Raw genomic sequence first — 24,619 nt, 5'->3', positions numbered from 1 at the left:
TTCAAAACACGATCAGCTACAGAAAACAGCCACACCGGCCATTCGCTCAGGCTCTATAACCCAAAAGTCACCGCGCTTGCGTCCGCCAAGAGCCTTGGCATAGGTAGCAAAGCTCTCTAGATCTTCTGCGGCAAAGCCCAAGGCAGCCAAATTCAGACCTTTGCGGTCAGCGGGCGCTTTCACACCATAAAGGCTTACATAAGCGCTTGGTGACAGCACTTTCACAGTCCCACGAGCAGTCTCAATCTCAACGCCGAGACTGGAAAGTCGTGCAGTACGCTCCCCAATGAACGCCTTGAGGAACTCGTGATGGTCTGCCGGATCATCAGCCACGAAAACCACCTCAGTCAGATCGCGAACAGTGTTCGGATGCGACTGATAGTCAGCCTTCCAGAAATTCTCAGGAAACTTGTTGTGGCAAGTGAAAAAGCCAATTTCCGCACTAAGCGGATCAGTAGTGAACGTCAGATCAAACGCGACCTGGCGTTCTTCACCTTCTGGCGTCACAGCAATCCGCTCAAAGGAAAATGGCGCGTACTCAGCAAGACCAGCAGCATTGTAGGCTCTGCGATCTTCCGCAGCGCTGATGCTGTCCATAACAAACATGGAAGCACCTTCGCCCTTCAGCAGAAAGTCACGGTTGAATGCACCGAAAGAGAAAACACCTTCACTCGGTTCTGTCAGCTCAGCACCTTCGCCGATCACCAGAACCTCAAGGAAACTACCATTCAGCTGGACGAGACGGTTCTCAGTCCCCCAAGGATGACGCGCGGTTGGCGTCACCTTGAAACCCAGCTGTTCCCAGTGTCCTGCTGCATCCTGCAAAGAGTTTACAGCAAGCACAATGTGGTCAATTCCCTTAGTCAAAGCGTTTCCCCCAAAACAGCAAATTAAACCAGACGGCTGTTGTCGCGCGCAGCACCTACAAATGAAGAGAATAGCGGATGCGGCTCAAATGGACGGGACTTCAGCTCTGGGTGATACTGTACACCGATGAACCACGGATGGTTGTCGATCTCTACAGTCTCAGGCAGAACGCCATCTGGTGACGTACCAGCAAAGATTAGGCCAGCTTCTTCAAGCTTCTCACGATAGCCGATGTTCACTTCATAACGGTGACGGTGACGCTCAGAGATCTCGGTAGAATCGTAGATCGCAGCAATCTTACTGTCAGCTTTCAGAACTGCATCATAAGCGCCAAGACGCATGGTGCCGCCCAGATCGCCTTCAGCATGACGCTCTTCTTTTTCGTTACCGCGGGTCCATTCGGTCATCAGGCCAACAACCGGCTCTTTTGCAGGACCAAATTCGGTGGAGCTTGCATCAGCAATGCCAGCCATGTTGCGAGCAGCTTCCACAACAGCCATCTGCATACCAAAGCAGATACCGAAGTAAGGAATGTTGTTCACACGTGCGTAGTGTGCAGCAGCGATCTTACCTTCAGATCCGCGCTCACCAAAGCCGCCAGGAACGAGAATACCGTTCACATTAGCAAGGAACTCGCTTGGGTCTTCTTTTTCAAAGACTTCAGATTCAATCCACTCAAGATTGACCTTCACACCATTCGCAATACCGCCGTGAACCAGCGCTTCAATCAGGGACTTATACGCGTCCTTGAGAACGGTGTACTTGCCAACGATTGCGATGGTGACTTCACCCTCTGGGTTAAACAGAGAATGAACGATGGTTTCCCAACGGGACAGATCAGGAGCCGGAGCACCTGTGATGCCAAACGCATCCAGAACCTGCTCATCCAGACCTTCTTTATGGTAGGCCAATGGCACTTCGTAGATGCTCTTTGCATCGTATGCCGGGATAACAGCTTCTTCACGAACGTTACAGAACTGGGACAGCTTGCGACGCTCATTCTCAGGGATCTGGCGATCACAGCGAACCATGAGAATATCTGGCTGAATACCGATGGAGCGCAGCTCTTTAACAGAGTGCTGTGTTGGCTTGGTTTTCATTTCACCAGCACTTGCAATGTAAGGCAGCAGTGTCAGGTGGATGTAAACAGCCTGTCCGCGTGGCAGATCGTTGCCAAGCTGACGGATTGCTTCAAAGAATGGCAGACCTTCAATGTCACCAACGGTACCGCCGATCTCGCAGAGCACGAAATCATAGCCTTCATTACCGTCCAGAACGAAGTTCTTGATCGCGTCAGTCACATGAGGAATCACCTGCACGGTACCACCCAGGTAATCACCACGGCGTTCTTTCGCGATAATGTCCTGATAAATGCGACCAGTGGTAATGTTATCCTGCTTGTTTGCCGGACGACCAGTGAAACGCTCGTAGTGACCAAGGTCCAGGTCAGTTTCAGCGCCATCATCGGTCACATAACACTCACCATGCTGGTAAGGGCTCATGGTACCTGGATCAACGTTCAAATAAGGGTCGAGCTTACGAAGTCGCACCTTGTATCCGCGCGCTTGTAAAGCCGCACCAAGAGCTGCGGAGGCAAGTCCCTTCCCGAGAGAAGAAACAACACCACCGGTGATGAATATGTACCGTGCCATGGATCGCTACCACGTTAGAAAGGGCGGAATTTATCAGTAGGGAAGCACACTTAGCTTGGTGCCTGATAATCCAATACCCTGGATATTTGAGTTATGCCTGAACGCACGAATGACGGACACTGCACAAGGTGCGGTGCCGTCAAACGTATATTTCAACTGTTTCTGCTCTACAGCAGATTACTGTGCAGGTGGAACCTGCGGGCCAGTTGGCTGACTTTGCTGCTGAAGCTGGTCAAGAAGACCATTGCCGCTGCCCTGCTCTGTGCCCTGAGTTGCGGAACCAGCTGGAACCTGATCAAGCAGAGAACCTGGACGCTCGTCGTAGCGTGCCAGCAGAGAAAGAGCGAGTGAAGTTGCAAAGAAGCAGACAGCAAGAATCGCAGTACCGCGTGTCAGCACATTTGCTGTACCACGGCTGCTCATCACACCACCGCCGCCACCGCCGCCAATACCCAATGCGCCGCCTTCAGAGCGCTGCAGTAGAACCATTGCTACCAGCGCAACGACGACCATCAGGTGGATAACAATCAGAACGGTTTCCATAGGTATCCGTAGGTTTAATGAATTCGTTAGTCGGCCTTCTAACCGAATTTGCTGCGCCTTTCTACCCTAAAGGCGCAGCAAATTGGTGGACTGCTAAGAATATTATTATAATCCGACTAATATTAGCCGCGATAAGCCTCAGCGATTCCAAGGAAATCCGCCGCTTTCAGGCTTGCACCGCCAACCAGTGCACCGTCAACGTTTTCAACCGCAAGCAGTTCTTTTGCGTTGGTAGGCTTAACAGAGCCACCATAAAGGACGCGCATTTTGCCGCCAATCTCATCGCCAAACTGTTTGATGAGTGTCGCGCGGATAGACGCATGGACTTCAGCCACATCAACAGGTGTTGGCGTCAGGCCGGTACCGATTGCCCAGACTGGCTCATAAGCGATCACAGTGTTCTCAGCAGTTGCGCCTGCTGGCACAGAACCAAGAACCTGTTTGGTAACAACATCAAGAGTGGTGCCAGCGCGGCGCTCGCTCTCAACTTCACCAACACAAACGATCGCGACCAGACCAGCGCGGTAAGCAGCTTCAGCCTTCTCGCAAACATCTGCATCAGATTCGCCATGGTCTTCACGGCGCTCGGAGTGACCAACAATAACAAACTTGCCGCCAGCATCACGGATCATCTCAGCGGAGATGTCGCCAGTATGCGCGCCGCTTTCTTTAGCGTGGCAGTTCTGGGCGCCAATCGCGATTTTGTCCTGAGAAGCAAGCTGTGCAACCAGCAATGCAGGAGGGCAAATCAGAAGCTCTACTTTTTCGGCAAGTGCTGAGTCGTATCCCGCACCCATAGCTTCCAGCTCTGCAGCAGAAGCTTTGGTGCCATTCATTTTCCAGTTACCAGCAACAAGTGGCCGATTAGTCATTTGATCCGTTCCCCAAATATGAATTCTAGATTCCCATATGGAATGTGTGCTCACTAGCAGAAAAAACACTTAAGTCCCATAGTGGATTACCGCTAGTGCGATGAACTTCGTATCTCACGGCGAATCTCACAGGCTTTATGTTGTGTAAACTTGCCCCACGGCGAAAGGAACACTATTATCCGGCGGCCTTGCATGTGTGCGCGGGGAGACTGTCCCTCGCCTTCAACAAGAGAACGGATAAAATTATGCTCGACGCGCTACGTAATAGCGTAGGTTCCTGGTTTGCAAAGATCCTGATCGGCCTTCTGGTGCTCAGCTTTGCAGTTTGGGGGATCGCTGACGTCTTTACTGGAATCGGCTCCACATCTGTTGCCTCAGTGGGTGACAAAGAAATTTCAGCTCAGGATTTCCAACGAGCTTATTCACGCGAGCTCGACCAGCTGTCACGCCGCGTCGGCCAGCCTGTCACACAGGAACAGGCCGCTGCATTTGGCGTACCAGCTCAGGTTCTGGGCCGCCTGGTCGCTGAAGCTGCGCTTGATAATGAAGCATCAAAGCTGCGCATCGGCGTTTCAGATGAAGCAATCATCAAAACCATTCAGGAAACACCTGCCTTTCAGGGTGTGAATGGTTATGACCGCAATCGCCTCGGTCAGGTTCTTTACAATCTCGGCATGAGCGAAGACGAATTCGTCATGCAGCAGCAGCTCGTCGCAGAGCGCCAACAACTCGCCGAAGCCGTCATTGGTGGCATTGTAGTGCCAGAAACCATGCTCGAAGCTTTCGACAAGTACGCAATGGAAGAGCGCACTGTTGAGTACCTCGTACTGCCAAAAAGCTCTCTGACCGACGTTCCTGCGCCGACTGACGAAGAACTCAACGCGTTCTTTGAAGAAAACAAAGGCAACTACAAAGCACCTGAATACCGCAGCGCGACCATCATCGAGCTGACATCAGACAAAATCGCAAAGCCTGAAAACGTAACGGATGAAGAGATCGCTCAGGAATATGAGCGCACCAAAAACCGTTACCAGTCTCAGGAACAACGCCGCATCTATCAGATCTCCTTCCCAACCAAACAGGAAGCAGAAGCTGCTGTGGTTGAGATGGATTCCGGCAAGACCTTTGAAGACCTGATGAATGAGCGCGATCTGACCGAAAAAGACGTCGATCTCGGCCTCATGAACAAGGCAGGCTTCCTGGATCAGAAGATCGCAGACGCTGCGTTTGCTCTGCAAGAAGGTCAGGCAAGTAACGTGGTCGAAGGCCAGTTCACCAACGCCATCCTCTTTGCAAAAGAAGTCAAGCCAGCTGCAGTTCAGCCACTTGAAGACGTAAAAGACGAACTGCGCACCGTAGTTGCTCAGGCAAACGCCGCTGATGAAGTGGAAGACCTGTTCAACGAAGTGGAAGATGCACGCGCAGGCGGCAGCACCTTTGAAGAGATCGCAGAACGCTTTGATCTGGAACTGATCAACACCCCTGCTTTCGACGCCTCCGGCAATAACGAAGCGGGCGAAACAGTTGAACTGCCAATCGCGAACGAGCTGACCACCGCTGTCTTCTCAACCGATGTTGGCGTTGAAAACGATCCACTGGAAATCGGCCGCACCGGTCACCTCTGGTACGAAGTCAAAGAAGTCACACCTTCCCGCGACAGAGAACTCTCTGAAGTTAAAGAAGCTGTGACCGCTGACTGGACAGCAAACCGCACTGGTGAACTGCTGGAAGAAAAAGCCAAAACTCTGATTGCAGAAGTGGAAGCAGGAAAGTCGCTTTCCGAGATCGCGGCAGCTGAAGGCCTGACAACAACGACCTCTCAGCCATTCACCCGCAACGGTGGCGTACAAGGCCTTTCCGGCTCAGCTATTACAGCAGCCTTCTCCGGACCTAAGGGCACCGCCGCACAGGTTCCTGGCAATAATGAAGATCGGATCCTTCTGGTTCTGACGGACACAACAGCTCCGGCCTTCATGACAGAGTCAGAGAACGCTCAGCGCATCAACACCCAGCTGACAGGCGCACTGGAAAGCTCATTACTCAACCAGTTCATCAACCAGCTGGAACAGACAGAAGGCGTCCTCGTAAATCAGGCAGTCTTCAATCAGTTGACCGGCCTGGATCGCCAGTAGACAAAACCTTGTCGAAAACAAGCCCGCCACACTTTTAAGTGTGGCGGGCTTTTGTTTATCTCCTAGACAGCCCTCCTAAAGCTATCTAATAGTTAGCCTTTGTGTGCATTAAGGAATTACCTGAGGGATTGAGGGAGTTTTCGCCGTGAGCAATTTGAAAAATCTCATTGGAATTGTCGCTGACGGCAACGCACTGGACCGGTCTCAGGCCCGCGAGGCATTCGAGATCATCATGTCAGGCGCCGCAACTCCTGCTCAGATCGGAGGCTTCCTGATGGCCCTGCGCTTGCGCGGCGAAACCATCGATGAAATCTCCGCAGCAGTTGAGACCATGCGCGCCAAGATGATCCCGGTAAAAGCACCAGACCACGCCATCGACATTGTCGGCACTGGCGGTGATGCATCCGGCTCCTACAACATCTCGACCTGCACGGCGATTGTGGTCGCAGGCTGCGGCGTAACCGTTGCCAAACACGGCAACCGCTCCCTCTCTTCAAAGTCCGGCTCTGCTGAAGCGCTGGCCGAACTGGGCATCAATCTGGATCTGGACGCAAACGGCATCAGCCACTGCATTCACGAGGCAGGTATCGGCTTCATGTTCGCGCCAAACCATCATAAAGCTATGCGCCACGTTGGCCCAGCTCGCATCGAGCTTGGCACCAGAACCATCTTCAACCTGCTTGGTCCTCTTGCCAACCCGGCAGGCGCAAAACGCCAGATGACCGGCGTGTTCGCGCAGCAATGGGTTGAGCCGCTCGCTAATACGCTAAACGAACTGGGCACGGAAAAAGCCTGGATCGTCAACGGCTCCGATGGCATGGATGAAATCACCACCACCGGAACAACCTTTGTCGCCGAACTGAAAAACGGCAGCATCAACACCTTCACCATCTCACCAGAAGATGCAGGCTTACCTGTTGCAAAGACGGAAGACCTGAAGGGCGGCGATCCAAAAGAAAACGCTCAGGCCCTGCGCGAAGTACTGCAAGGCGCCAAGAACGCGTACCGCGACATCGTCCTGCTCAACTCTGCAGCCTCCCTGATCGTTGCAGACAAAGTCTCCACCCTCACAGACGGGGTAGAGATGGCTGCACAGGCGATCGATACAGGTACCGCCCTTTCCCGACTGGACAAACTTGTTGAAGCCTCCGACGCTGCAACAGCTGCTAACATGAAACTCTAAGACCACGGATCCCATGTCAGATATCCTTAAGAAAATCGAAGCTTACAAACGTGAAGAGATTGCCGCTGCAAAAGCGCAAACTTCTCTGGCTGATCTGGATGCGGCAATCAAGGCAGCAACTCCAACCCGCGGCTTCGCAAACGCACTGAAAGCAAAGCACGCAAACGGTGAGTACGCCCTAATCGCTGAGGTAAAAAAAGCCAGCCCGTCCAAAGGCCTGATCCGCGCTGACTTTAACCCGCCAGTACTCGCAAAAGCCTATGAAAATGGCGGCGCAGCCTGCTTGTCCGTGCTGACCGACACGCCGTCCTTCCAGGGAAAACCAGAGTACCTCGTCGCAGCCCGTAATGAAGTCTCCCTGCCAGTTCTGCGCAAAGACTTTCTCTATGACACCTATCAGGTGCATGAGGCCCGTGCCTGGGGTGCAGACTGCATCCTGATCATCATGGCAGCCGTTGATGATGCATTAGCCAAAGAGCTGGAAGACACCGCCTTTGAGCTTGGTATGGATGCGCTGATTGAGGTGCATGATGAGGCTGAGTTGGAACGCGCGCTGAAGCTCACCTCACCACTCGTCGGCATCAACAACCGCAACCTGAAAACATTCGAGACATCACTGGAGACCAGTGAACGCCTTGCTCCATTGATCCCGCAAGATCGGATCATCGTGGGCGAAAGCGGCCTGTTCACTCCGGAAGATCTTTCCCGCATGGAAAAATCTGGCATCTCCACCTTCCTCATCGGTGAAAGCCTTATGCGGCAGGACGATGTCGAGAACGCAACAAAAGCGCTGCTTAAACGCTAAGAAAATCAACTGCCTGCAAAAGGCAATGACCTGAACAAACTGTGTCCAGAGGCAAGAAAATGTCAGAACTTTCTCCAAAACTCACTCACCTTGATGACAGTGGTGCGGCTCATATGGTCGACATCTCGGAGAAAGAGGTCACCTCACGCATCGCCCGCGCCGGCGGTCAGGTGAAGATGCAGCCTGACACTCTGGACATGATCCTTTCCGGCAACGCCAAGAAAGGCGACGTGCTGGCAACGGCCCGCATCGCTGGCATCATGGCTGCCAAGCGCACCCATGAGCTGATCCCGCTGTGTCATCCGCTGGCTCTTTCCAAGGTGCAGGTGGACTTCACACCGAACCCGGAGCTGCCGGGCATTGAGATTGAAGTCTTCGCAAAGGTCTCTGGTCAGACCGGTATTGAGATGGAAGCGCTGACAGCTGCTTCTGTTGCGTGCCTGACGATCTACGATATGGCCAAAGCCGTTGATCGTTCAATGGAGATTGGTGAGATTCGCCTGCTGGAGAAGAAGGGCGGTAAGTCCGGTCACTATCTGGCTGAGGAGGATAACTCCAAATGAGCCTGATCAGTATTGAAGAAGCACTCGACCGCCTCCTTAAGGACGTAAAGCCAACCGCAAGCGAGAGCCTCCCACTTCTGGAAGCTGGCGAACGCGTTTTGGCACAAGATGTTGCCGCAACCCGCACCCAGCCTCCGTTCTCCGCCTCCGCGATGGATGGCTATGCCGTAAAAGCCGCTGACACCGAAGATCCTGAGTGCGCACTGAAGGTCATCGGTGAAGTCGCTGCCGGGCATAACTTCGACGGCACACTGCAAGACGGCGAAGCCCTACGTATCTTCACAGGCGCGCCGGTACCAGCGGGTGCGGATGCGATCCTGATGCAGGAAAATGCCCGCCGTGACGGGGATAACCTATTCTGCCAAGAGAGCGTAACTGTTGGCAAGTTCATCCGCCCTGCCGGACTGGACTTCCAAGAAGGCCAGGTCCTCCTCAAAGCAGGCGCCCCACTCGGCTTCCGCGAGCTGTCCCTTGCGGGCGCAATGAACCACGCGAGCTTGCCAGTGCGCAAGAAGCCGGTTGTCGCAATCCTTGCAAACGGAGACGAGCTCGTTGAGCCGGGCCAGACACCAGGTCCGAATCAAATCATCGCATCCAATCAGGTCGGCATCGCAGAATTTGTGAAAAACTGCGGCGGCATCCCAATGATGCTAGGCATAGCCCCGGACCAGCCTGAAGAAATCACAGCCCGCGTCAAGCAGGCAATTGAAGCCAAAGCCGATGTTCTAGTCACGCTCGGCGGCGCATCTGTTGGCGACCACGACCTCATTCAGGACGTGCTTGGAGCAGAAGGCATGGAGCTCGGCTTCTGGCGCATTGCCATGCGTCCGGGCAAACCACTCATGGCAGGCGCTCTTGGCCCGATGAAAGTCCTCGGCCTGCCGGGCAATCCGGTATCAAGTCTTGTCTGCGCCCTCCTCTTCCTTGGGCCTCTCCTCGACAAAATGCTGGGCCGCTCAGTACCTTTGGCAAATCAAGGTGTTACCAAAGCCACGCTGACCGCTGACCTGCCTGCAAACGACCTGCGTCAGGACTACCTGCGCGCCAGCCTGAGCACCGATGCACAAGGCAATCTGACAACCGAGCCGTTTGGTAAGCAGGATTCCTCAATGCTTGCACTGCTCACCAAAGCAGACGCTCTGATTGTTCTCCCGCCACACGCACCGGCTGCATCGGCAGGCGAAAAAGTTGAGCTTCTCAAGCTACGCTAAATCCGAAAGACGAGAGTGGACAACCCCTGTCCACTCACCCGTCAAAATCCAATTCCCCCAGTTCTAGCAGGGCTTAAACGCAACAAACCCATTGCAGAACACAATGAGAACAGGTAGAGTACGTTCGTGTTTTGTCCTCCCAATCGCAGAAGTTGAAGTCTTTCAGCTTGTTGGGATTACAAATCAACGAATGGTCATCTCCGGAACCGGAGAGTATGGCCGCTCACTTTCAATCTGCGCTTAGGAGCGAACGGGGATAAAAGATGCTTACACAGAAGCAACACGAGCTTTTGATGTTCATCCATCAACGCTTGAAGGAAGCAGGTGTTCCACCCTCCTTCGATGAGATGAAGGACGCGCTGGACCTCCGTTCCAAATCCGGCATTCACCGGCTGATCACAGCTCTGGAAGAGCGCGGCTTTATTCGCCGCCTGCCAAACAGAGCCCGTGCGCTGGAAATCCTCAAGCTACCAGAGTCCATCGCACCAGGCCTGAAGCCTGCGGCCAAGGAAAAGGGCTTTGCGCCTGAGGTCATCGAAGGATCACTGAGCAAGAAAGTCGCGGCACCGCCTCCACCACGCACGCCGTCTCCTGACGAAGTGCCCACGCTGGAGATCCCGGTTATGGGCCGCATTGCAGCAGGTGTGCCGATCGAAGCAATCCAGCATCAGAGCCATTCCATTGCAATGCCTGCAGATCTGATGGGTCGCGGAGAACACTATGCGCTGGAGGTCAAAGGCGACTCCATGATTGACGCTGGCATCTTCGACGGGGATACTGTGCTGATTAAACGCGGCGACACCGCGGATAACGGTGAAATCGTCGTGGCGCTGATCGATGATGAGGAAGCAACTCTGAAGCGCCTGCGCAAAAAAGGTGCTTCAGTCGCGCTTGAAGCGGCCAACCCCGCCTACGAAACTCGCATCTTCGGCCCGGGGCGTGTCCGCATTCAGGGCAAGATGATTGCGCTCTTCCGCCGCTATTAACGCACTGGTTGTTATAGGCAATTTAGGATTCCAAGGTCTGCGCTGAGCATCATATGCCCAGCGCACTTTTTTTATTTTATGCCCGCTTTCTGCTTGATCTGACAACCAGATATAAACTGAACCTCGTTCTCCAAAAGTCTTCTGATCCAAAACCAGCTCAGCATTGCAGCTGGAAGGGGCCTGAGCCTGGGTGACAATGATGGAAGCAAGCTGACAATCAGCCTTCAGAACGCCCTCCACCTTCGACTGCGCCAGAACAACTGATGGCTTTTGTTCCCCTCCACCACCTATCGCTCTGTGCGGGTATAACGCCAGCACACAGCCCTCCTCATCACAGGAACGGTCTGCTGCCCGCGTTTTATGCTCTTTAAAGGAATTTGCAGAGTATCCCCCTGCCCGCAGCAGGCTATCGGCGGCAAATGATATACGCGAGGATGTCAGACGGAAAGACCCGTCCTCGCCATAAAACCCGATATGCTTACCTGCATCGGCAATCATCACATCAGGTGGCCGCTCCACTACGAAACCTATGAGACCCGCTGCAAATACTGGCACAGAAAGCCATTTCAGGCGTAAGGGCATGATGCAAAGTATGATACTCGCAAGGATCACCAGCAGGTAACCAGAGACACTGGCAACGCCCAGATTGGTTAACCCATCACTCAGCGCGCTCACCCAGTAGGCCGCCTTCAGCACCAGAGATAATCCCACTTCCATGCCCTGCAGAAAGAACGCATCGGCCCCAAGCGGGATCGTCAGTAATGCAAGCAGACCAAGGGGCATAACAACAAAAGTCACCAGCGGCATGGCCAGCACGTTACCAACCACCCCATAGGGGGCGATCTGCTCAAAGTGCATGGCCGCAATTGGAGCAGTGGCGGCGCCTGCGATCAGGGAGGTCATTGCGCAGGCAAAAAGCCACTTCGCGGGCTTTTTAAGAGTACGCAAAACGCCAGTTTTCCCTTTTAAAACATAAGCTTCCCGATCATCCCGAAGCCAGTCTTTGCCAAAGGAGTAAGCTGACAACAAAGCGAGGACGGCGATGAAGGACATCTGGAAGCCCGGGGATAAGACCTCCTCTGGGCGCAGGCTTAAAAGGAGGAGGCAGGCGAGAGCAAGTCCGCGCAGGCTGAACGCGCGGCGACCAAGCAACCCGGCGCATAAGATCAGCACCGCCATCAGATAGGCCCGCTGCGTGGCGACAGAAGCCCCTGACAAACCAAGATAAACCGTCGCTGCAATCAACGCGGCAATGCTGGCGTAAACGTGGATATGTCCTTTCAAAGCAAGGCTTTGACTAAGAGACAGAACCAACCGCGCGGCGAGGAAAACCAGTGAGGTCACCAACCCCATATGCATGCCGGAAATAGCGAGGACATGTGCGAGGCCTGCATTACGTAGGGCGTCTTTATCAGCAGAAGCCAGATAGTCCCGCTTGCCTACCAGGAGAGCAACAGCAAAGGCACTTTCTGGCGAGTAATCCAACACCCGCCGGATGCGCCCAGCGATACCGCTTCGTATCGTGTCCACATGCTGCAGAAATCCAGTGCCCCCATCACGGGCGAGCATGACAGGTCTGGAAAGCGCATAACCAACCGCACCGATCCCATCAAAAAACGCAGTTCTGGCAAAGTCATAGCCGCCGGGCCGCACAGCACCACCGGGCGGCAGAAGACGCGCCTTCAGCTGCATCTTATCCCCCATCACCGGAGCCTCTTTCATCCCCTTCAGGCTGAGCCGGATTTTGAAACCAAGCGGAGTTGCCCCCCTCTTGGAATACTCCTGCACCTCCCCGAGGATAACAGAGTATGAGTGCTGCCCGGACTGCTTGAGCCCGGTGACAACTCCCTCCACCTTCCGCGTAACAGGACGCTCCAGCGGATCACCTCGGGCGAACTCCACGCGCAAATCCGAGAGGAAAAAGCCGAGCGCAAAAAATAAAAACGCTGTGAGACCAACCGTCGGTCGGCCATTCTTCATTCTGCGAAAAACAAACAGTCCCAATAGGATAGCGGCAAGTCCGCTTAAAACACTGTAAGGCTCGGCGGGCAGCGAGAAATACACCAGTACGCCCGCCATATGGCTCAGCGCATACCAGACGATGCCCTGCCCGCGATCCCAGTCCTGAGAGAGAGCCGTGCGGGCATAACTTACTGCCCCCGGCCAATCCGGCCTCACTATCCAGAATATGGCACTACGAACGGTCAACGCAGCCGCAACACATCGCTCCCGCACCCCAACACGCTGATTTTCCTCACAGATCACTTCAGTTGCGTTGCTATGTGCGTTTTTTGCGTTGATTTGCGTTTTTCTGCGTTGCTGTGTTTTAGCAGCCTCCAGAACATCCTCAGCGGGCAACAGATCCCCCTCAAAGGCAGCGGAAGAAAACTTATCCCCCTTCAGGCAAAGCACGTCTATTCTGGGAGCCGAACCACCAGATTGCGTCTTGTCTGAGGATGATTGTCCCTCGCGCACCCTTAAGTCCCTTTCTGCCACTTGGGAACTTTTCAATGCTATGGTACACAGCCCGTCAAGATACGGCGCCCCGCCGTAATTACCCCAAACTATTCGAAGTAACTTGAAACTTTTCCGGACGAGCTATGACTAAACCTGTCGTCACGCGCTTTGCGCCTTCTCCTACCGGCTACCTGCATATTGGTGGCGCCCGTACAGCCCTGTTCAACTGGCTGCTGGCCAAACACAGCGGCGGCAAAATGCTGCTGCGTATTGAAGACACAGACCGGTCCCGCTCCACCGAGGAAGCTGTAGACGCGCTTCTGGATGGCCTGTCCTGGCTGGGCATGGACTGGGACGGCGAGCCGATCTCTCAGTATGGCCGCGTAGACCGTCACCGCGAAGTGGCGGAGCAGATGGTTAAGGAAGGCACAGCTTACTACTGCTACTGCACGCCGGAAGAAGTGAACGAAATGCGCGAGAAGGCCCGCGCAGAAGGTCGTCCGCCGCGCTACGACGGCACATGGCGCGACCGTGACCCGTCTGAAGCGCCGGAAGGCATCGCTCCTGCAATCCGCCTGAAAGCACCGCTGGAAGGCGACACCATCGTGGAAGATCAGGTTCAGGGCACAGTCAAATTCGCAAACGAGAATCTCGACGATCTGATCCTCGTGCGCTCTGACGGAAACCCGACCTATATGCTGGCCGTTGTTGTCGACGACCACGACATGGGCGTGACCCACATCGTGCGCGGTGATGACCACCTGACCAACGCTGCACGTCAGACCCTGATCTACAAGGCTCTGAACTGGGATGTACCAGTTATGGCGCATATTCCGCTGATCTACGGTCCGGACGGAGCAAAGCTCTCCAAGCGCCATGGTGCGATCGGTGCAGAAGCATACCGTGCAATGGGCTACCTGCCGTCCGCGATGCGTAACTATCTGGCACGCCTCGGCTGGTCCCACGGCGATGACGAGATCTTCTCCACCGAGCAAATGATCGAATGGTTCGGTCTGGACGCATGCGGCAAGTCTCCTTCCCGCTTCGACTTCAAGAAGCTGGAAAACCTCAACGCCCACTACATGCGCTCTGAAGGCGACGAAGAGCTCTACCAGCACTTCCTCACCTACCTGATGGATGTGGAAGGCGGCGCTGACGTCATGGCGTGGATGGCAGGCAATGGCAACCAGGACAAGTTCATGGCCGCTCTGCCTGGCCTGAAAGAGCGCGCAAAGACCCTTGTGGAGCTGCAGGAATCTGCACGCTATCTGTGGGTTCAGCGTCCGCTGGATCTGGATGCAAAAGCGGAAAAGATCCTGTCTGATGAGGCAAAAGCTGTTCTTGGTAAGGTGCTCCCAGCTCTGGAAGCCCTCACCGACTGGACCGTGGAAAGCACTGAGACTGCCGTTAAGGCAGTAGCGGAAGCAGAAGAGCTGAAACTCGGCAAAGTAGCTCAGCCATTGCGCGCTGCACTCACTGGTCGTGGGACATCCCCAGGCATCTTTGATGTGCTTGTGGTGCTCGGAAAAGACGAATCTTGCGCACGCATTCGTGATTTTGCAGCGTAATCCGCTGAAATTTCAGAGAAACTACCGCTACAAATGCCCGTTGGTCGTAGCGGTAGTTTCACTTATAACTAAAAGCGGTGGTTGCGGGTGCTTGCCCCATCGCGGCAAATGATATAGGCAGTTCCACGACAACACTCTCCTCCGGGCGGAAACGTCAGATCATGCAGTGTATTCATTTGTACACAAATGGAACAAGTCGCATGAGGAGATACAAAATGGGGGTTGCCTGATATGAGCGACAAAACAGCGAAACTGACTATTGGAGACAACAGCTGGGACTTTAACGTCCACTCTGGCTCCATGGGCCCTGATGTTCTGGACATCGGTTCGCTTTACAAGCAAACTGACCACTTCACTCTGGACCCTGGTTTCACATCAACTGCCTCATGCGAATCCAAGATCACTTTCATCGATGGTGACGCAGGTACTCTGCTTTACCGCGGTTACCCGATTGAACAGCTCGCTGAACACGGCGACTTTTTGGAATCCTGCTACCTGCTGCTGTACGGCGAACTGCCAACACGCGCAGAAAAGGACGACTTTGTTCACCGCGTAACCTACCACACCATGATCCACGATCAGATGAGCTCTTTCTTCAAAGGCTATCGTCGTGACGCCCACCCAATGGCAGTCATGACCGGTACCGTTGGAGCTCTCTCGTCCTTCTATCATGACAGCACCGACATCTCCGATCCACACCAGCGCATGGTTGCTTCCCTGCGCATGATCGCGAAGATGCCGACCATTGCTGCAATGGCCTACAAATACCACGTTGGCCAGCCTTTCGTTTACCCAAGAAACGATCTGGACTACGCATCCAACTTCCTGCACATGTGCTTCGCAGTTCCATGTGAGGAATACAAAGTAAATCCGGTTCTGGCTCGCGCTATGGACCGTATCTTCATCCTGCACGCTGACCACGAGCAGAACGCTTCCACCTCTACAGTCCGTCTTGCTGGTTCTTCAGGCGCGAACCCATTTGCATGTATTGCAGCTGGTATCGCATGTCTGTGGGGTCCATCCCACGGTGGTGCAAACGAAGCAGCTCTGAACATGCTCTCCGAAATCGGCTCTGTTGACCGTATTCCTGAGTACGTTGCACGTGCAAAAGACAAGAGCGATCCGTTCCGCCTCATGGGCTTCGGTCACCGCGTCTACAAAAACTACGACCCACGCGCACGCATCATGCAGAAAACCTGTCATGAAGTGCTTGCTGAGCTGGGCCACCAGGACGATCCGCTTCTCGAAGTGGCAATGGAACTGGAAAAAGTTGCTCTCACCGATCCTTACTTCGTTGAGAAGAAGCTTTACCCGAACATTGACTTCTACTCCGGCATCACTCTGCGTGCTCTGGGCTTCCCAACCACCATGTTCACCGTGCTCTTCGCACTGGCTCGTACAGTAGGTTGGATCGCACAGTGGAAGGAAATGATTGAAGATCCTTCCCAGCGCATCGGTCGTCCACGCCAGCTGTACACCGGCTATTCCGAGCGTGACTATCAGCCAATCGACCAGCGTCGCTAAAAACATTCTGCCGAAAAGCGATCACCGGTTTTCGGCAAATGTAGCGAAGCTCAAGAAGCTGAAAAAACTGCTATCGAAGAAGGAGGCATTTTGCCTCCTTTTTTATTTGAAACATTCCGTTTGCATTCAGCCCTTGCAAACCATGAGGCATCTTAATCCTGTTCATGCCTCGCCACTTCCCTATCCTCAACCTTTGAGCCAGCGTCTGGCCATGCCACCGGCATCAGGAAAGGAAGTGTTGATGCGCCTTGTACCTCTCCCCGTTTTTGCGGCTATTGCCCTCTTCTCAACCAGCCTGGCACCCAACGCATTAGCCAACACAGACGTTACAGAAGCAACCAGAGACGTTTCCATCTCCGAGCTCAGCATGCAGGACGGCACCTCAGACAACTCCATCTGTGTTGAGCGTTACGGTGACGGCTACACGGTCTCCCCCTCCAAGGAAGCGCCAAAGCGCACCTACATCAGCGACAAAGGCCATACAGTCACTCTGGTAGACCGCAGCGAGATCATGGGAGAAGGCATCTTTGCAGAACATGACCGGTTCATGATGACATTCCCGGGCAATGAAGAGGAAGAAATTGAGGTCACCCAGTTCGTCACCGGCCTGATTGGCGGAGACAGCTACAGCGGTGTCTTTACGGATGGCACCTGCACGGGCAAGGTTTCCGTTGGCCCATGGACACTGCCCTAAGCTCTCTCAAACCCAACCGCAGAGCCTAGGATTTTTCTCAAACACAGGCTGGTTCAGAACTGATGCGTTAAGCGGCACTCTCTAAACTCCGCAGGCAGGCAACTGGCAGCAACGCAGCCGCCACACTTTCCGAAATGAGAGGTAGGACACAGCAGGGATCGAAATGGGAGTGTATATGCGCCTAAAACAACTGAAGTATGCAGGTGTCTTGCTCGCCGTCACCCTTGCTATGCCGGGGCCAGCCCACAGCCAGTTCATCCATCGCGACAACCGGGCCAATCCATTCACCGACTTAAAACGCCTCTCCACATCCCGCCAGATCTCTATTCAAAGCCTGACTGTCCTTACAGATGCGGTAGGCGTTGAGTTCTGCAAGGAACGCTATGGCAACGGCTATACTGTTTCTCCGAACCCCAACGGACGGCGCGGTCAATTCGTCAGCGATAAAGGCCACAAATTCAGCCTCTACGCCCGCAGTGAGCTGCGCGGGGATGGCATCTATGCCGAGCACTCACAGGTGCTCATCACCTTCCCCAACGAACCGGATCAGGAAGTGGAGATCACCCAGTTCATCACCGGTTTCATCAACTCAAAAATGTTCAGCGGCGTCTTTTCTGATGGCGTCTGCTCAGGCAGGTTCTCCGTCATTAATGTGAAATGACAGTGCCTGCTGATTACGCGCTCACTTCCAGACACTTGCTGATGGATGTCTCAGAGGTTTTGTAGGTCCGGAACCCAATCGCTTCATAGTAGCCCAGCCCTTCTGGATTACTCGCCCCAATGGTTGCGTCAATCTTTTCAAGGCCCGCACCTTGCGCTGCTTCCAATGTGGATGCAAACAGCACCCGCCCAACACCACGGCGCGCAGCACTCGGACGCACATGCGTGCCGATGATACCCCAACCCGGTGTCACATCGTATGGATTGCCTTCTGAAGCACGTTTCAGGATCTGCAGCCCGAGCAGCGACCCATCCTCACCTTCAACCACAGAGCAGCGAATTCGGTCTGCATGGGCAATGTAGTTCGAGCGCACATACTCTTCATCACTCGGCAGACTCCGCTTTCCAAGCGCTGCCAACTCCTGCAAAAATCCGCTGACTTCCGCAGCATCCGCCAGAACGGCTTCTCTGACTTTCATGAAAGACCTCAAAGTGTGGATGTGCCCTAAACCACGACTGCGGCGGGCAATAAGAACAATAGAGCAACAACTCTAATACAACGCCTCAGGCACAAACGCCCGAACAAGGTGCAAACCTTCAGTTTTCACCTATGTTTATGTGTAGTGCATTAGAAACTGGCTAAATCCAAAAGCACGCTTCAAACCTATTCTTCATCCTAATGAAAATCAAAGCGCAACAGGAGCATTTGCGTTAACGCAGCAGGACTACTCTTTGCGCGGCCTTTGGCCGGAAAAAGCAACGAGTGGTGGCACCCCATGAAGAAAATTATCTGCGCAGCAGCAAGCCTCGGCGCAATCGCCTTTGTCAGCACCGCAGCACTGGCAGACAATCACAGCCTCGGCAGCGACAACGAAACCGTCACATTCTCCGACCTGACAATGGCGGACGGAACGCCCGACGACGGCACCTGCGCAAAACGCTACGGAACCGGTTACAAAACCACCGATCACCCCGACACAAACTCACAGGAAGCCCAGAAAACAACGACTGAGGGCCACGACATCATCATCTCCTCCACCGGAGGCACCATTGGTGATGGCATCCTGTCCATCGAGAATGAATACGAGATCATCTTCCCCAACGATGAGCACAAAGAAGCCATCGACGTGAAGATGTTCGCCACCGGCCTGATCGGCAGCGGAACAGCCTCCGGTGTCTTCTCCGACGGCACCTGCCGCGGCAAGGTCACCATCCAATCTGCGCAGCAATAGGATAAACGCCCTATGAAAGCTGTCATATGTGCAGCTCTGAGCTTGTTTATTTTTGGCCACACAACAACCGTGGCTGAAGCGCTAAGCATTCGTGTTGGCCTCGGCGATAAAATCACGACCTTCTCGAATGTCACCCCGCTCCACAACAAGGCAGATGCAAACATATGCAGACAGCGCTACGGCAAGAGTTTCATAACAAAAGGCCATGCAGCGACGATTGAAAAGGAACGTCTGGTAACAACTTCCGAAGGCCAAAAGATCGAACTCATCTACCTGGGTGGATATGTCGGAAGCGGAGTGTACTCCATTGAAAACCAATACAAGTTCACCTTTCCAAATGAAGGAAACCAACAGCCAGTCAAACTGCAACTCGCAGCTACAGGCTTTATAGGCGCAGGCCGCGCCACCGGCGTTTTCTCAGACGGCACATGCGTCGGCGAAATAACAATCGAGCTGACAACCTTGCATAACGGCAAGACCTACTCATCAAAACAGAGCAATGGCCCAGACAAGAAGTAGTGAGAATATCATGAAAGCTCTATTCTATCCCGCGATCATCCTTACGACACTGGCCATCACCAGCACCTCCGCGCTGGCCGTCGCCCAAAGGTTGGGTCCGGGCAACAAAGAAATCACCTTCTCCAACCTGTCCATGACCGACGGCAGCCCGGACGACGGCACCTGCGCCAAGCGCTACGGCGAAGGCTTCACCACCAAGAACCACCCAGACTCCACCAATGACGCCCTCAAACGCGGAACCGACAAAGGCCACGACATCCTCGTGATTTCCATCGGCGGCAGCGTGAGCGCTGGCATCTTCTCCATTGAGAACGAGTATGAAATCATCTTCCCGGATGACGAGAGCAAAACACCCGTTGATGTGGAACTGGCCGCCACAGGCCTCGTAGGAAGTCAGGAAGCCACTGGCGTCTTCTCAGACGGCACCTGCCGCGGTACTCTCGACATCAAGGTGCTGAGCAACTGAGCACATACAAAAAAGGCCTGAAGTTCTCCTCAGGCCTTTCAGATCTCAACTTAAAGCACCACTTTAAGTGACAGACCAAATGACTCTTCGTTTTCAATGAGCTACGCCCATTTTATGAATCACTTTGAAAAGCTCTTAAACTGAGAGCCCAGCGGTCTCTAAGATGATCCGCGCAGCCTTACCCGCCTGGCTTTCACCTTCAGGCAAACGCATCTTTTCATCAATACGAGAAAACGCATCCAGCTGCGCCTGCCGCTCCGGACTATCAGAAAGCAGCGCCAGAACACCCTTGCTGAGCGCCTCAGGGCTGGCCTCTTCCTCGATGTATTCTTTGATGCTGTGATCACCCAGAACAAGGTTCGGCAGCACAATAGTGTCCACCGCGACAATCTTGATAAAGCGGTTGATCTGCTTCAGGCGGCGGAAGAACCAGTCCAGCTTATACGCGATCACCATGGGCACACCGGCAATCGCCAGCTCCAGAGAAACCGTTCCGCTCGCCGCAAGCGCGGCATTGGCACACCGCAGAGCTGCAAACTTTTCAGCCTCTCCCGTCACGATGCGTGGCTGCACTTTCCATGACTTTACACCTTCGCGAATGCGCTGCTCCTGATGCGGCACCGCCGGAATGATCACCTCCACATCCGGATCCTGCGCACAGATCAGCTCTACAGCTTTGCCAAACGGCTCCAGCAACCGCGAAACCTCACTGGTTCGAGACCCCGGAAGCACCACCAGCTGCTTCTTGCCATCTCCTAACTCGGCACGTTCACCCGCAGCAGGACGCAGATCATCCAAACGCTCAATCAGTGGATGCCCCACATAGTCGCAAGGTGGTCCACCAAGGCGTTTATGCGCATCAGGCTCAAACGGCAGCAGCGCAAGCAGCTGATCCACATAAGCCGCCATCTTCTTCGCCCGGCCGGGACGCCACGCCCAAACAGACGGGCTCACATAATCCACCACCGGAATATGCGGCGCTTTCTTGCGCACACGCTTGGCCACATTATGCGTAAAATCCGGAGAGTCGATGATAAGCAGCAAATCCGGCTGCTCGGCAATCACTGCATCAACTGTCTGATGCACGCGGCGAATAATGGTCGGCAAACGCTCCAGAACAGCCGTGATGCCCATCACGGCAATATCATGCAGCGGGAAGATAGACTGAACACCCTGCGCAGCCATCCGCTCCCCACCAAGCCCGCAAACCTCAAGGCGATCCCCAATGCGTGCCCGCAAGGCTTTGATCACCTCAGCACCAAGCTGATCACCGGATTCTTCACCAACAACAAAGAACAGTTTGAACGGCTTTATGGCTTCCAACTCGCTCATGTGTCAGCCTCTTCGCCGCGTGTACAGCCATAAAGAAACACACCCAGCTCATCGCAGAGGCGCTCAACTTCATCGCGATGAGCAACAAGCACACGCCCGGCCTCCACGCAAACGCCTTGCAGCTGCGCCTCAGCGGCTTTCCGAATAGTTTGCGGCCCAATGCCCGGCATATCCAAACGCAGGTCCTGCTGCGGCTTAGAACACTTCACAAGCACACCCGCAGCCCCCTTAGAGCGAACACGCCCGTTTTCACGCAAGACCGCAACACGCTCAAGCATGGCATCCGTGCCTTCCGCCCCTTCAACCGCCACAACGCGCGCATTAACAGCAATCGCACCTTGCCCGATATCCAGCCGTCCAAGTGCATCCACCGCCTCAATAGCAAGCGTCATATCACTCAAGGCTTTTTTGCTCGGCTTAGGACCAGCCACATGCCCCGGGCTTGCAACCAGTTCAGGAGCAACTTCATGAGCACCAACCACGTGCAGTCCCTCTCGCTCAAATATCCCAGCAACTTTCACCAACAGATGATCATCACCACCAACCACAGCAGCAATAATACGCGGCAAGCGCCACATCGTACCAAAATCCCCAAGGATGGACGTAAAATCCGGGCGCCGCTGCACACCGCCGATCAAAACAACGTCACGCACGCCTTTAGATTTCAGCGTCGAGAACAGCTTACCAATCTGCCCCCAGCCAAGCTCGACGGGATTAAACGCAGAAAGGGAGGCATCTGCCTCCCCCTTAATCGCGATGGTAACGACTTCACGTCCTTGCGCCATAGCTGAACGAATGACCAAACCCGGTAAGTCGCCACCACCAGCAATCACAGCAATAGGTGCCTGTTTCACCATGAACTCAAAACAGACCCTTATTCGCCATTGTTGCGCGGCGTACAGAACCGGCGCTTCTCATCTTCCAGCATGAACGACGTCATCGTCTGCACACCTTCAAACTCAGCATATTTGGTGCGCGCAGCCTCAGCGCGGGACCGCAGCGTTCCTTCCTCGCTGTTGAAGACTTCCTTATAGGCTCCACGAAGAGCATGGATTTCTTCACGAGAGAAGTTGCGGCGCTTCAAACCAATCAGGTTAAGTCCGGCCAGGCGCGCACGATCACCAATAACGGAACCATAAGGGATCACATCAAACTCAACGCCGGTCAAACCACCAACGATGGCATGCGAGCCAACACGGCACCACTGACGCACAGCAGACAGACCACCAAAGATCACGAAGTCTTCAACTTCCACATGACCGGCAAGCGTCGCATTGTTCGCCAGAATGACGTTGTTGCCCACGATGCAGTCATGCCCCACATGGGTGCCCATCATGAACAGACCGCCATTGCCAACCCGCGTGACACCACCACCTCCGGCTGTGCCAGGATTCATGGTCGCATGCTCACGGATCTGGTTGTCTTCACCGATCTCCAGAAGCGTATCTTCGCCGGAAAACTTCAGATCCTGCGGCTGATGCCCCAAGCTTGCAAACGGAAAGACCTTGGTCCGGGCACCGATAGTTGTCCGTCCAGCGATCACCACATGTGAAACAAGCTCTACATCATCGCCAAGTGTTACCTTGGGCCCCACCATGCAGTAAGGACCGATCTTGACATTCTCTCCAAGTACGGCCCCATCCTCGATAATTGCGGTGGGATGAATCTGTTGCATCAATGACCTCAATTCGCCTCGTCTGAATCGACAAGCATCGCGCTGATTTCAGCTTCAGCGACCTTCTGACCATCAACCATTGCAACACCTTCAAACTTCCAGATGGTTGCGCGGTTGCGGATCTTCTTCACATGAAAGCGGACCTGATCACCAGGAACCACTGGCTTACGGAACTTACACTTATCGATGGTCATAAAGTAAACCAGAGAAGGCACATCCGTCTTTTCACGGGCATGAACGCAAAGCGCACCAGCAGTCTGAGCCATCGCTTCGATAAGCAGAACGCCCGGCATCACAGGCTGGCTAGGAAAATGCCCCTGAAAATGTGGCTCATTGATGGTTACATTCTTGATACCAACACCAGAATTATCTCCGTCCATATCTACGATACGGTCGATCATCAGGAATGGATAGCGGTGGGGCAGCAGCTCCATAACCCGCATGATATCCGCAGCTTCCAGTGTTTTGGTCTCTACATCACTCATAATAATGCCTCAGCAATATTGGTTGGACTGGCGCTCATCTCTCTTAGAGACAGTGAGGACACGCCCTCCTCGTTCACCAGCCACCCCAGTTAACTATCGGGAGAAACTCCCGGTTCTAATCTGTTATTTCTTGCCGCTCTGCGACGTCAGGCGACGCAGTACGGTCATTTCCTTGAACCACTCACGGATCGGCCGCGCCGGAACACCACCATAACGCCCACCTGGCGCCAGATCGTCGTGTACGGCGCTCACACCTGCAACCTGAGCACCCATTCCAATGCGAACATGACCGGAAACACCAGACTGCCCACCCAGAACGACATAATCCTCAAGGGTCGAACTTCCAGAGATCCCCACTTGAGAAACAATCACACAGTGCTTGCCGATATTCACGTTGTGGCCAACCTGAACCTGATTATCAATCTTGGTTCCATCGCCCACAGTCGTATCACGGTTCGCACCGCGGTCTATACAGGAGCCAGCACCAATTTCAACATCATTTCCTAGCACAACTCGGCCCAGCTGGGGAACCTTGATATGTCCGCCTGGACCCATCGCAAAGCCAAAGCCATCCTGCCCCAAGCTTACGTTTGGGTGAATAATGACACGGTCGCCAAGCACACAATGCTGCAGGCTGGCACTTGCTCCGATGGAACAGTTCTCACCTAACTGACAGTTGGCAGCAATCACAGCATTCGGACCAATGCGAGACCCGGCCCCAATCACCACACCAGCACCAATCACAGCACCTGCTTCAACAACAACGCCTTCGCCCAGCTTTGCACTTTCTTCAACATAAGCACGCGGACTGATGGAAGTCTCACGGGTTACAGAAAGTGGCCGCATAGCGTCAGGGTAAAGCTCTGCCAGAACCTTCGCGAGCGAGCGATACGGCTCCTTAGAAAGCAGCGGAACAACGCCCTCAGGAACCTTATCCAAATGCTTTTTGCTCACAAGACAAGCAGTTGCCTTGGTGTCTTCAAGCTGATCCAGATACTTGGGGTTATCGATGAACACAAGCGTTCCGGGAACGCCTTCATCCAGCGGAGCGACACCAGAAATGGTCAGCTCACGATCACCACGAACAATCTCCGCTCCAGCCCATTCAGCAACTTGCTTAACTGTTATTGTTTGAGCTTCAGGGAAGAAAACCGGGCTCATTTCAGACTGATTTGATGGTTCTGTCATAGGGT

24 protein-coding genes are annotated in these 24,619 nt (G+C 54.1%); 13 read left to right on the top strand and 11 right to left on the bottom strand.

Features of this window, described 5'->3' with window-relative positions:
* Positions 1 to 12: 12 nt before the first annotated feature.
* From PJE062_RS01900 to tpiA, 4 genes are all read right to left on the bottom strand, one after another.
* Positions 13 to 867, bottom strand: a complete 855-nt coding sequence (locus tag PJE062_RS01900) for a VOC family protein (RefSeq protein WP_208982103.1) — start codon at positions 865 to 867, stop codon at positions 13 to 15.
* A gap of 23 nt (positions 868 to 890) precedes the next feature.
* Complete coding sequence (locus tag PJE062_RS01895; protein WP_014285907.1) at positions 891 to 2,519, bottom strand: CTP synthase; 1,629 nt, start codon at positions 2,517 to 2,519, stop codon at positions 891 to 893.
* 177 nt (positions 2,520 to 2,696) lie between these two features.
* A complete protein-coding gene (secG, locus tag PJE062_RS01890; protein ID WP_008547142.1) occupies positions 2,697 to 3,062 on the bottom strand; it encodes a preprotein translocase subunit SecG in 366 nt (121 codons plus the stop codon).
* Between the two features lie 122 nt (positions 3,063 to 3,184).
* The gene (tpiA, locus tag PJE062_RS01885; protein WP_008546634.1) at positions 3,185 to 3,934 is read right to left on the bottom strand and encodes a triose-phosphate isomerase; all 750 of its coding nucleotides are present in this window, start codon (positions 3,932 to 3,934) and stop codon (positions 3,185 to 3,187) included.
* A gap of 245 nt (positions 3,935 to 4,179) precedes the next feature.
* Here tpiA and PJE062_RS01880 point away from each other — a divergent pair, with 245 nt between their 5' ends.
* The 6 genes from PJE062_RS01880 (at position 4,180) to lexA (ending at position 10,814) form a co-directional block, all read left to right on the top strand.
* Complete coding sequence (locus PJE062_RS01880) at positions 4,180 to 6,066, top strand: SurA N-terminal domain-containing protein (protein WP_008547123.1); 1,887 nt, start codon at positions 4,180 to 4,182, stop codon at positions 6,064 to 6,066.
* A 145-nt stretch (positions 6,067 to 6,211) separates the two neighbouring features.
* On the top strand, positions 6,212 to 7,249 hold the full coding sequence (trpD, locus tag PJE062_RS01875) for an anthranilate phosphoribosyltransferase (protein ID WP_008546766.1): 1,038 nt from the start codon (positions 6,212 to 6,214) through the stop codon (positions 7,247 to 7,249).
* 13 nt (positions 7,250 to 7,262) lie between these two features.
* Positions 7,263 to 8,054: an indole-3-glycerol phosphate synthase TrpC gene (trpC, locus tag PJE062_RS01870; protein WP_008547018.1), complete on the top strand. Its 792-nt coding sequence runs from the start codon at positions 7,263 to 7,265 to the stop codon at positions 8,052 to 8,054.
* Positions 8,055 to 8,113: 59 nt separating this feature from the next.
* A complete protein-coding gene (gene moaC, locus PJE062_RS01865) occupies positions 8,114 to 8,617 on the top strand; it encodes a cyclic pyranopterin monophosphate synthase MoaC (RefSeq protein ID WP_008547268.1) in 504 nt (167 codons plus the stop codon).
* Positions 8,614 to 9,828: a gephyrin-like molybdotransferase Glp gene (gene glp, locus PJE062_RS01860; RefSeq protein WP_008546724.1), complete on the top strand. Its 1,215-nt coding sequence runs from the start codon at positions 8,614 to 8,616 to the stop codon at positions 9,826 to 9,828. The genes moaC and glp overlap by 4 nt, the downstream gene beginning before the upstream one ends.
* Before the next feature lie 263 nt (positions 9,829 to 10,091).
* Entirely contained in the window at positions 10,092 to 10,814 is a 723-nt protein-coding gene (gene lexA / locus PJE062_RS01855; protein ID WP_037035800.1) for a transcriptional repressor LexA, read from the top strand.
* Here the strand turns inward: lexA and PJE062_RS01850 are convergent.
* Positions 10,710 to 13,289 carry a ComEC/Rec2 family competence protein gene (locus PJE062_RS01850; RefSeq protein ID WP_008546786.1) on the bottom strand — a complete coding sequence of 860 codons (2,580 nt, stop codon included), beginning with the start codon at positions 13,287 to 13,289 and terminating at the stop codon, positions 10,710 to 10,712. The genes lexA and PJE062_RS01850 overlap by 105 nt on opposite strands.
* Before the next feature lie 125 nt (positions 13,290 to 13,414).
* Here PJE062_RS01850 and gltX point away from each other — a divergent pair, with 125 nt between their 5' ends.
* From gltX to PJE062_RS01830, 4 genes are all read left to right on the top strand, one after another.
* Positions 13,415 to 14,839 (top strand): glutamate--tRNA ligase, encoded by a 1,425-nt coding sequence (gene gltX, locus PJE062_RS01845; protein WP_008546549.1) that lies wholly within the window; start codon positions 13,415 to 13,417, stop codon positions 14,837 to 14,839.
* A gap of 231 nt (positions 14,840 to 15,070) precedes the next feature.
* Positions 15,071 to 16,363, top strand: a complete 1,293-nt coding sequence (gltA, locus tag PJE062_RS01840; protein ID WP_008546659.1) for a citrate synthase — start codon at positions 15,071 to 15,073, stop codon at positions 16,361 to 16,363.
* Between the two features lie 241 nt (positions 16,364 to 16,604).
* On the top strand, positions 16,605 to 17,057 hold the full coding sequence (locus PJE062_RS01835) for a hypothetical protein (RefSeq protein ID WP_208982102.1): 453 nt from the start codon (positions 16,605 to 16,607) through the stop codon (positions 17,055 to 17,057).
* Positions 17,058 to 17,232: 175 nt separating this feature from the next.
* A complete protein-coding gene (locus tag PJE062_RS01830; RefSeq protein ID WP_008546591.1) occupies positions 17,233 to 17,718 on the top strand; it encodes a hypothetical protein in 486 nt (161 codons plus the stop codon).
* A 13-nt stretch (positions 17,719 to 17,731) separates the two neighbouring features.
* Here PJE062_RS01830 and PJE062_RS01825 read toward each other — a convergent pair whose 3' ends face one another.
* Positions 17,732 to 18,196: a GNAT family N-acetyltransferase gene (locus tag PJE062_RS01825; protein WP_008547276.1), complete on the bottom strand. Its 465-nt coding sequence runs from the start codon at positions 18,194 to 18,196 to the stop codon at positions 17,732 to 17,734.
* Positions 18,197 to 18,493: 297 nt separating this feature from the next.
* Here PJE062_RS01825 and PJE062_RS01820 point away from each other — a divergent pair, with 297 nt between their 5' ends.
* Genes PJE062_RS01820 through PJE062_RS01810 form a run of 3 tightly spaced genes read left to right on the top strand, consistent with a single transcriptional unit; the run spans position 18,494 to position 19,934 of the window.
* Entirely contained in the window at positions 18,494 to 18,949 is a 456-nt protein-coding gene (locus PJE062_RS01820) for a hypothetical protein (protein WP_008547313.1), read from the top strand.
* A gap of 12 nt (positions 18,950 to 18,961) precedes the next feature.
* The gene (locus PJE062_RS01815; RefSeq protein WP_008546552.1) at positions 18,962 to 19,468 is read left to right on the top strand and encodes a hypothetical protein; all 507 of its coding nucleotides are present in this window, start codon (positions 18,962 to 18,964) and stop codon (positions 19,466 to 19,468) included.
* Positions 19,469 to 19,478: 10 nt separating this feature from the next.
* Positions 19,479 to 19,934 (top strand): hypothetical protein, encoded by a 456-nt coding sequence (locus PJE062_RS01810; RefSeq protein WP_008546844.1) that lies wholly within the window; start codon positions 19,479 to 19,481, stop codon positions 19,932 to 19,934.
* 135 nt (positions 19,935 to 20,069) lie between these two features.
* Here the strand turns inward: PJE062_RS01810 and lpxB are convergent, their stop codons facing one another.
* From lpxB to lpxD, 5 genes are all read right to left on the bottom strand, one after another.
* Positions 20,070 to 21,266: a lipid-A-disaccharide synthase gene (gene lpxB, locus PJE062_RS01805; RefSeq protein ID WP_008546491.1), complete on the bottom strand. Its 1,197-nt coding sequence runs from the start codon at positions 21,264 to 21,266 to the stop codon at positions 20,070 to 20,072.
* Complete coding sequence (locus tag PJE062_RS01800) at positions 21,263 to 22,123, bottom strand: LpxI family protein (protein ID WP_008546584.1); 861 nt, start codon at positions 22,121 to 22,123, stop codon at positions 21,263 to 21,265. The genes lpxB and PJE062_RS01800 overlap by 4 nt, the downstream gene beginning before the upstream one ends.
* A 17-nt stretch (positions 22,124 to 22,140) precedes the next feature.
* On the bottom strand, positions 22,141 to 22,941 hold the full coding sequence (gene lpxA, locus PJE062_RS01795; protein WP_008546289.1) for an acyl-ACP--UDP-N-acetylglucosamine O-acyltransferase: 801 nt from the start codon (positions 22,939 to 22,941) through the stop codon (positions 22,141 to 22,143).
* Between the two features lie 8 nt (positions 22,942 to 22,949).
* A complete protein-coding gene (gene fabZ, locus PJE062_RS01790; protein WP_008547327.1) occupies positions 22,950 to 23,426 on the bottom strand; it encodes a 3-hydroxyacyl-ACP dehydratase FabZ in 477 nt (158 codons plus the stop codon).
* Between the two features lie 123 nt (positions 23,427 to 23,549).
* Positions 23,550 to 24,614, bottom strand: a complete 1,065-nt coding sequence (gene lpxD, locus PJE062_RS01785) for a UDP-3-O-(3-hydroxymyristoyl)glucosamine N-acyltransferase (protein WP_157039015.1) — start codon at positions 24,612 to 24,614, stop codon at positions 23,550 to 23,552.
* Between the last annotated feature and the right edge of the window lie 5 nt (positions 24,615 to 24,619).

The sequence above is a fragment of the Pseudovibrio sp. JE062 genome, assembly GCF_000156235.1.
GTDB lineage: Bacteria > Pseudomonadota > Alphaproteobacteria > Rhizobiales > Stappiaceae > Pseudovibrio.
Note: the sequence above shows the minus strand (reverse complement) of the source record. Positions and strands in the feature narration are given on the sequence as shown.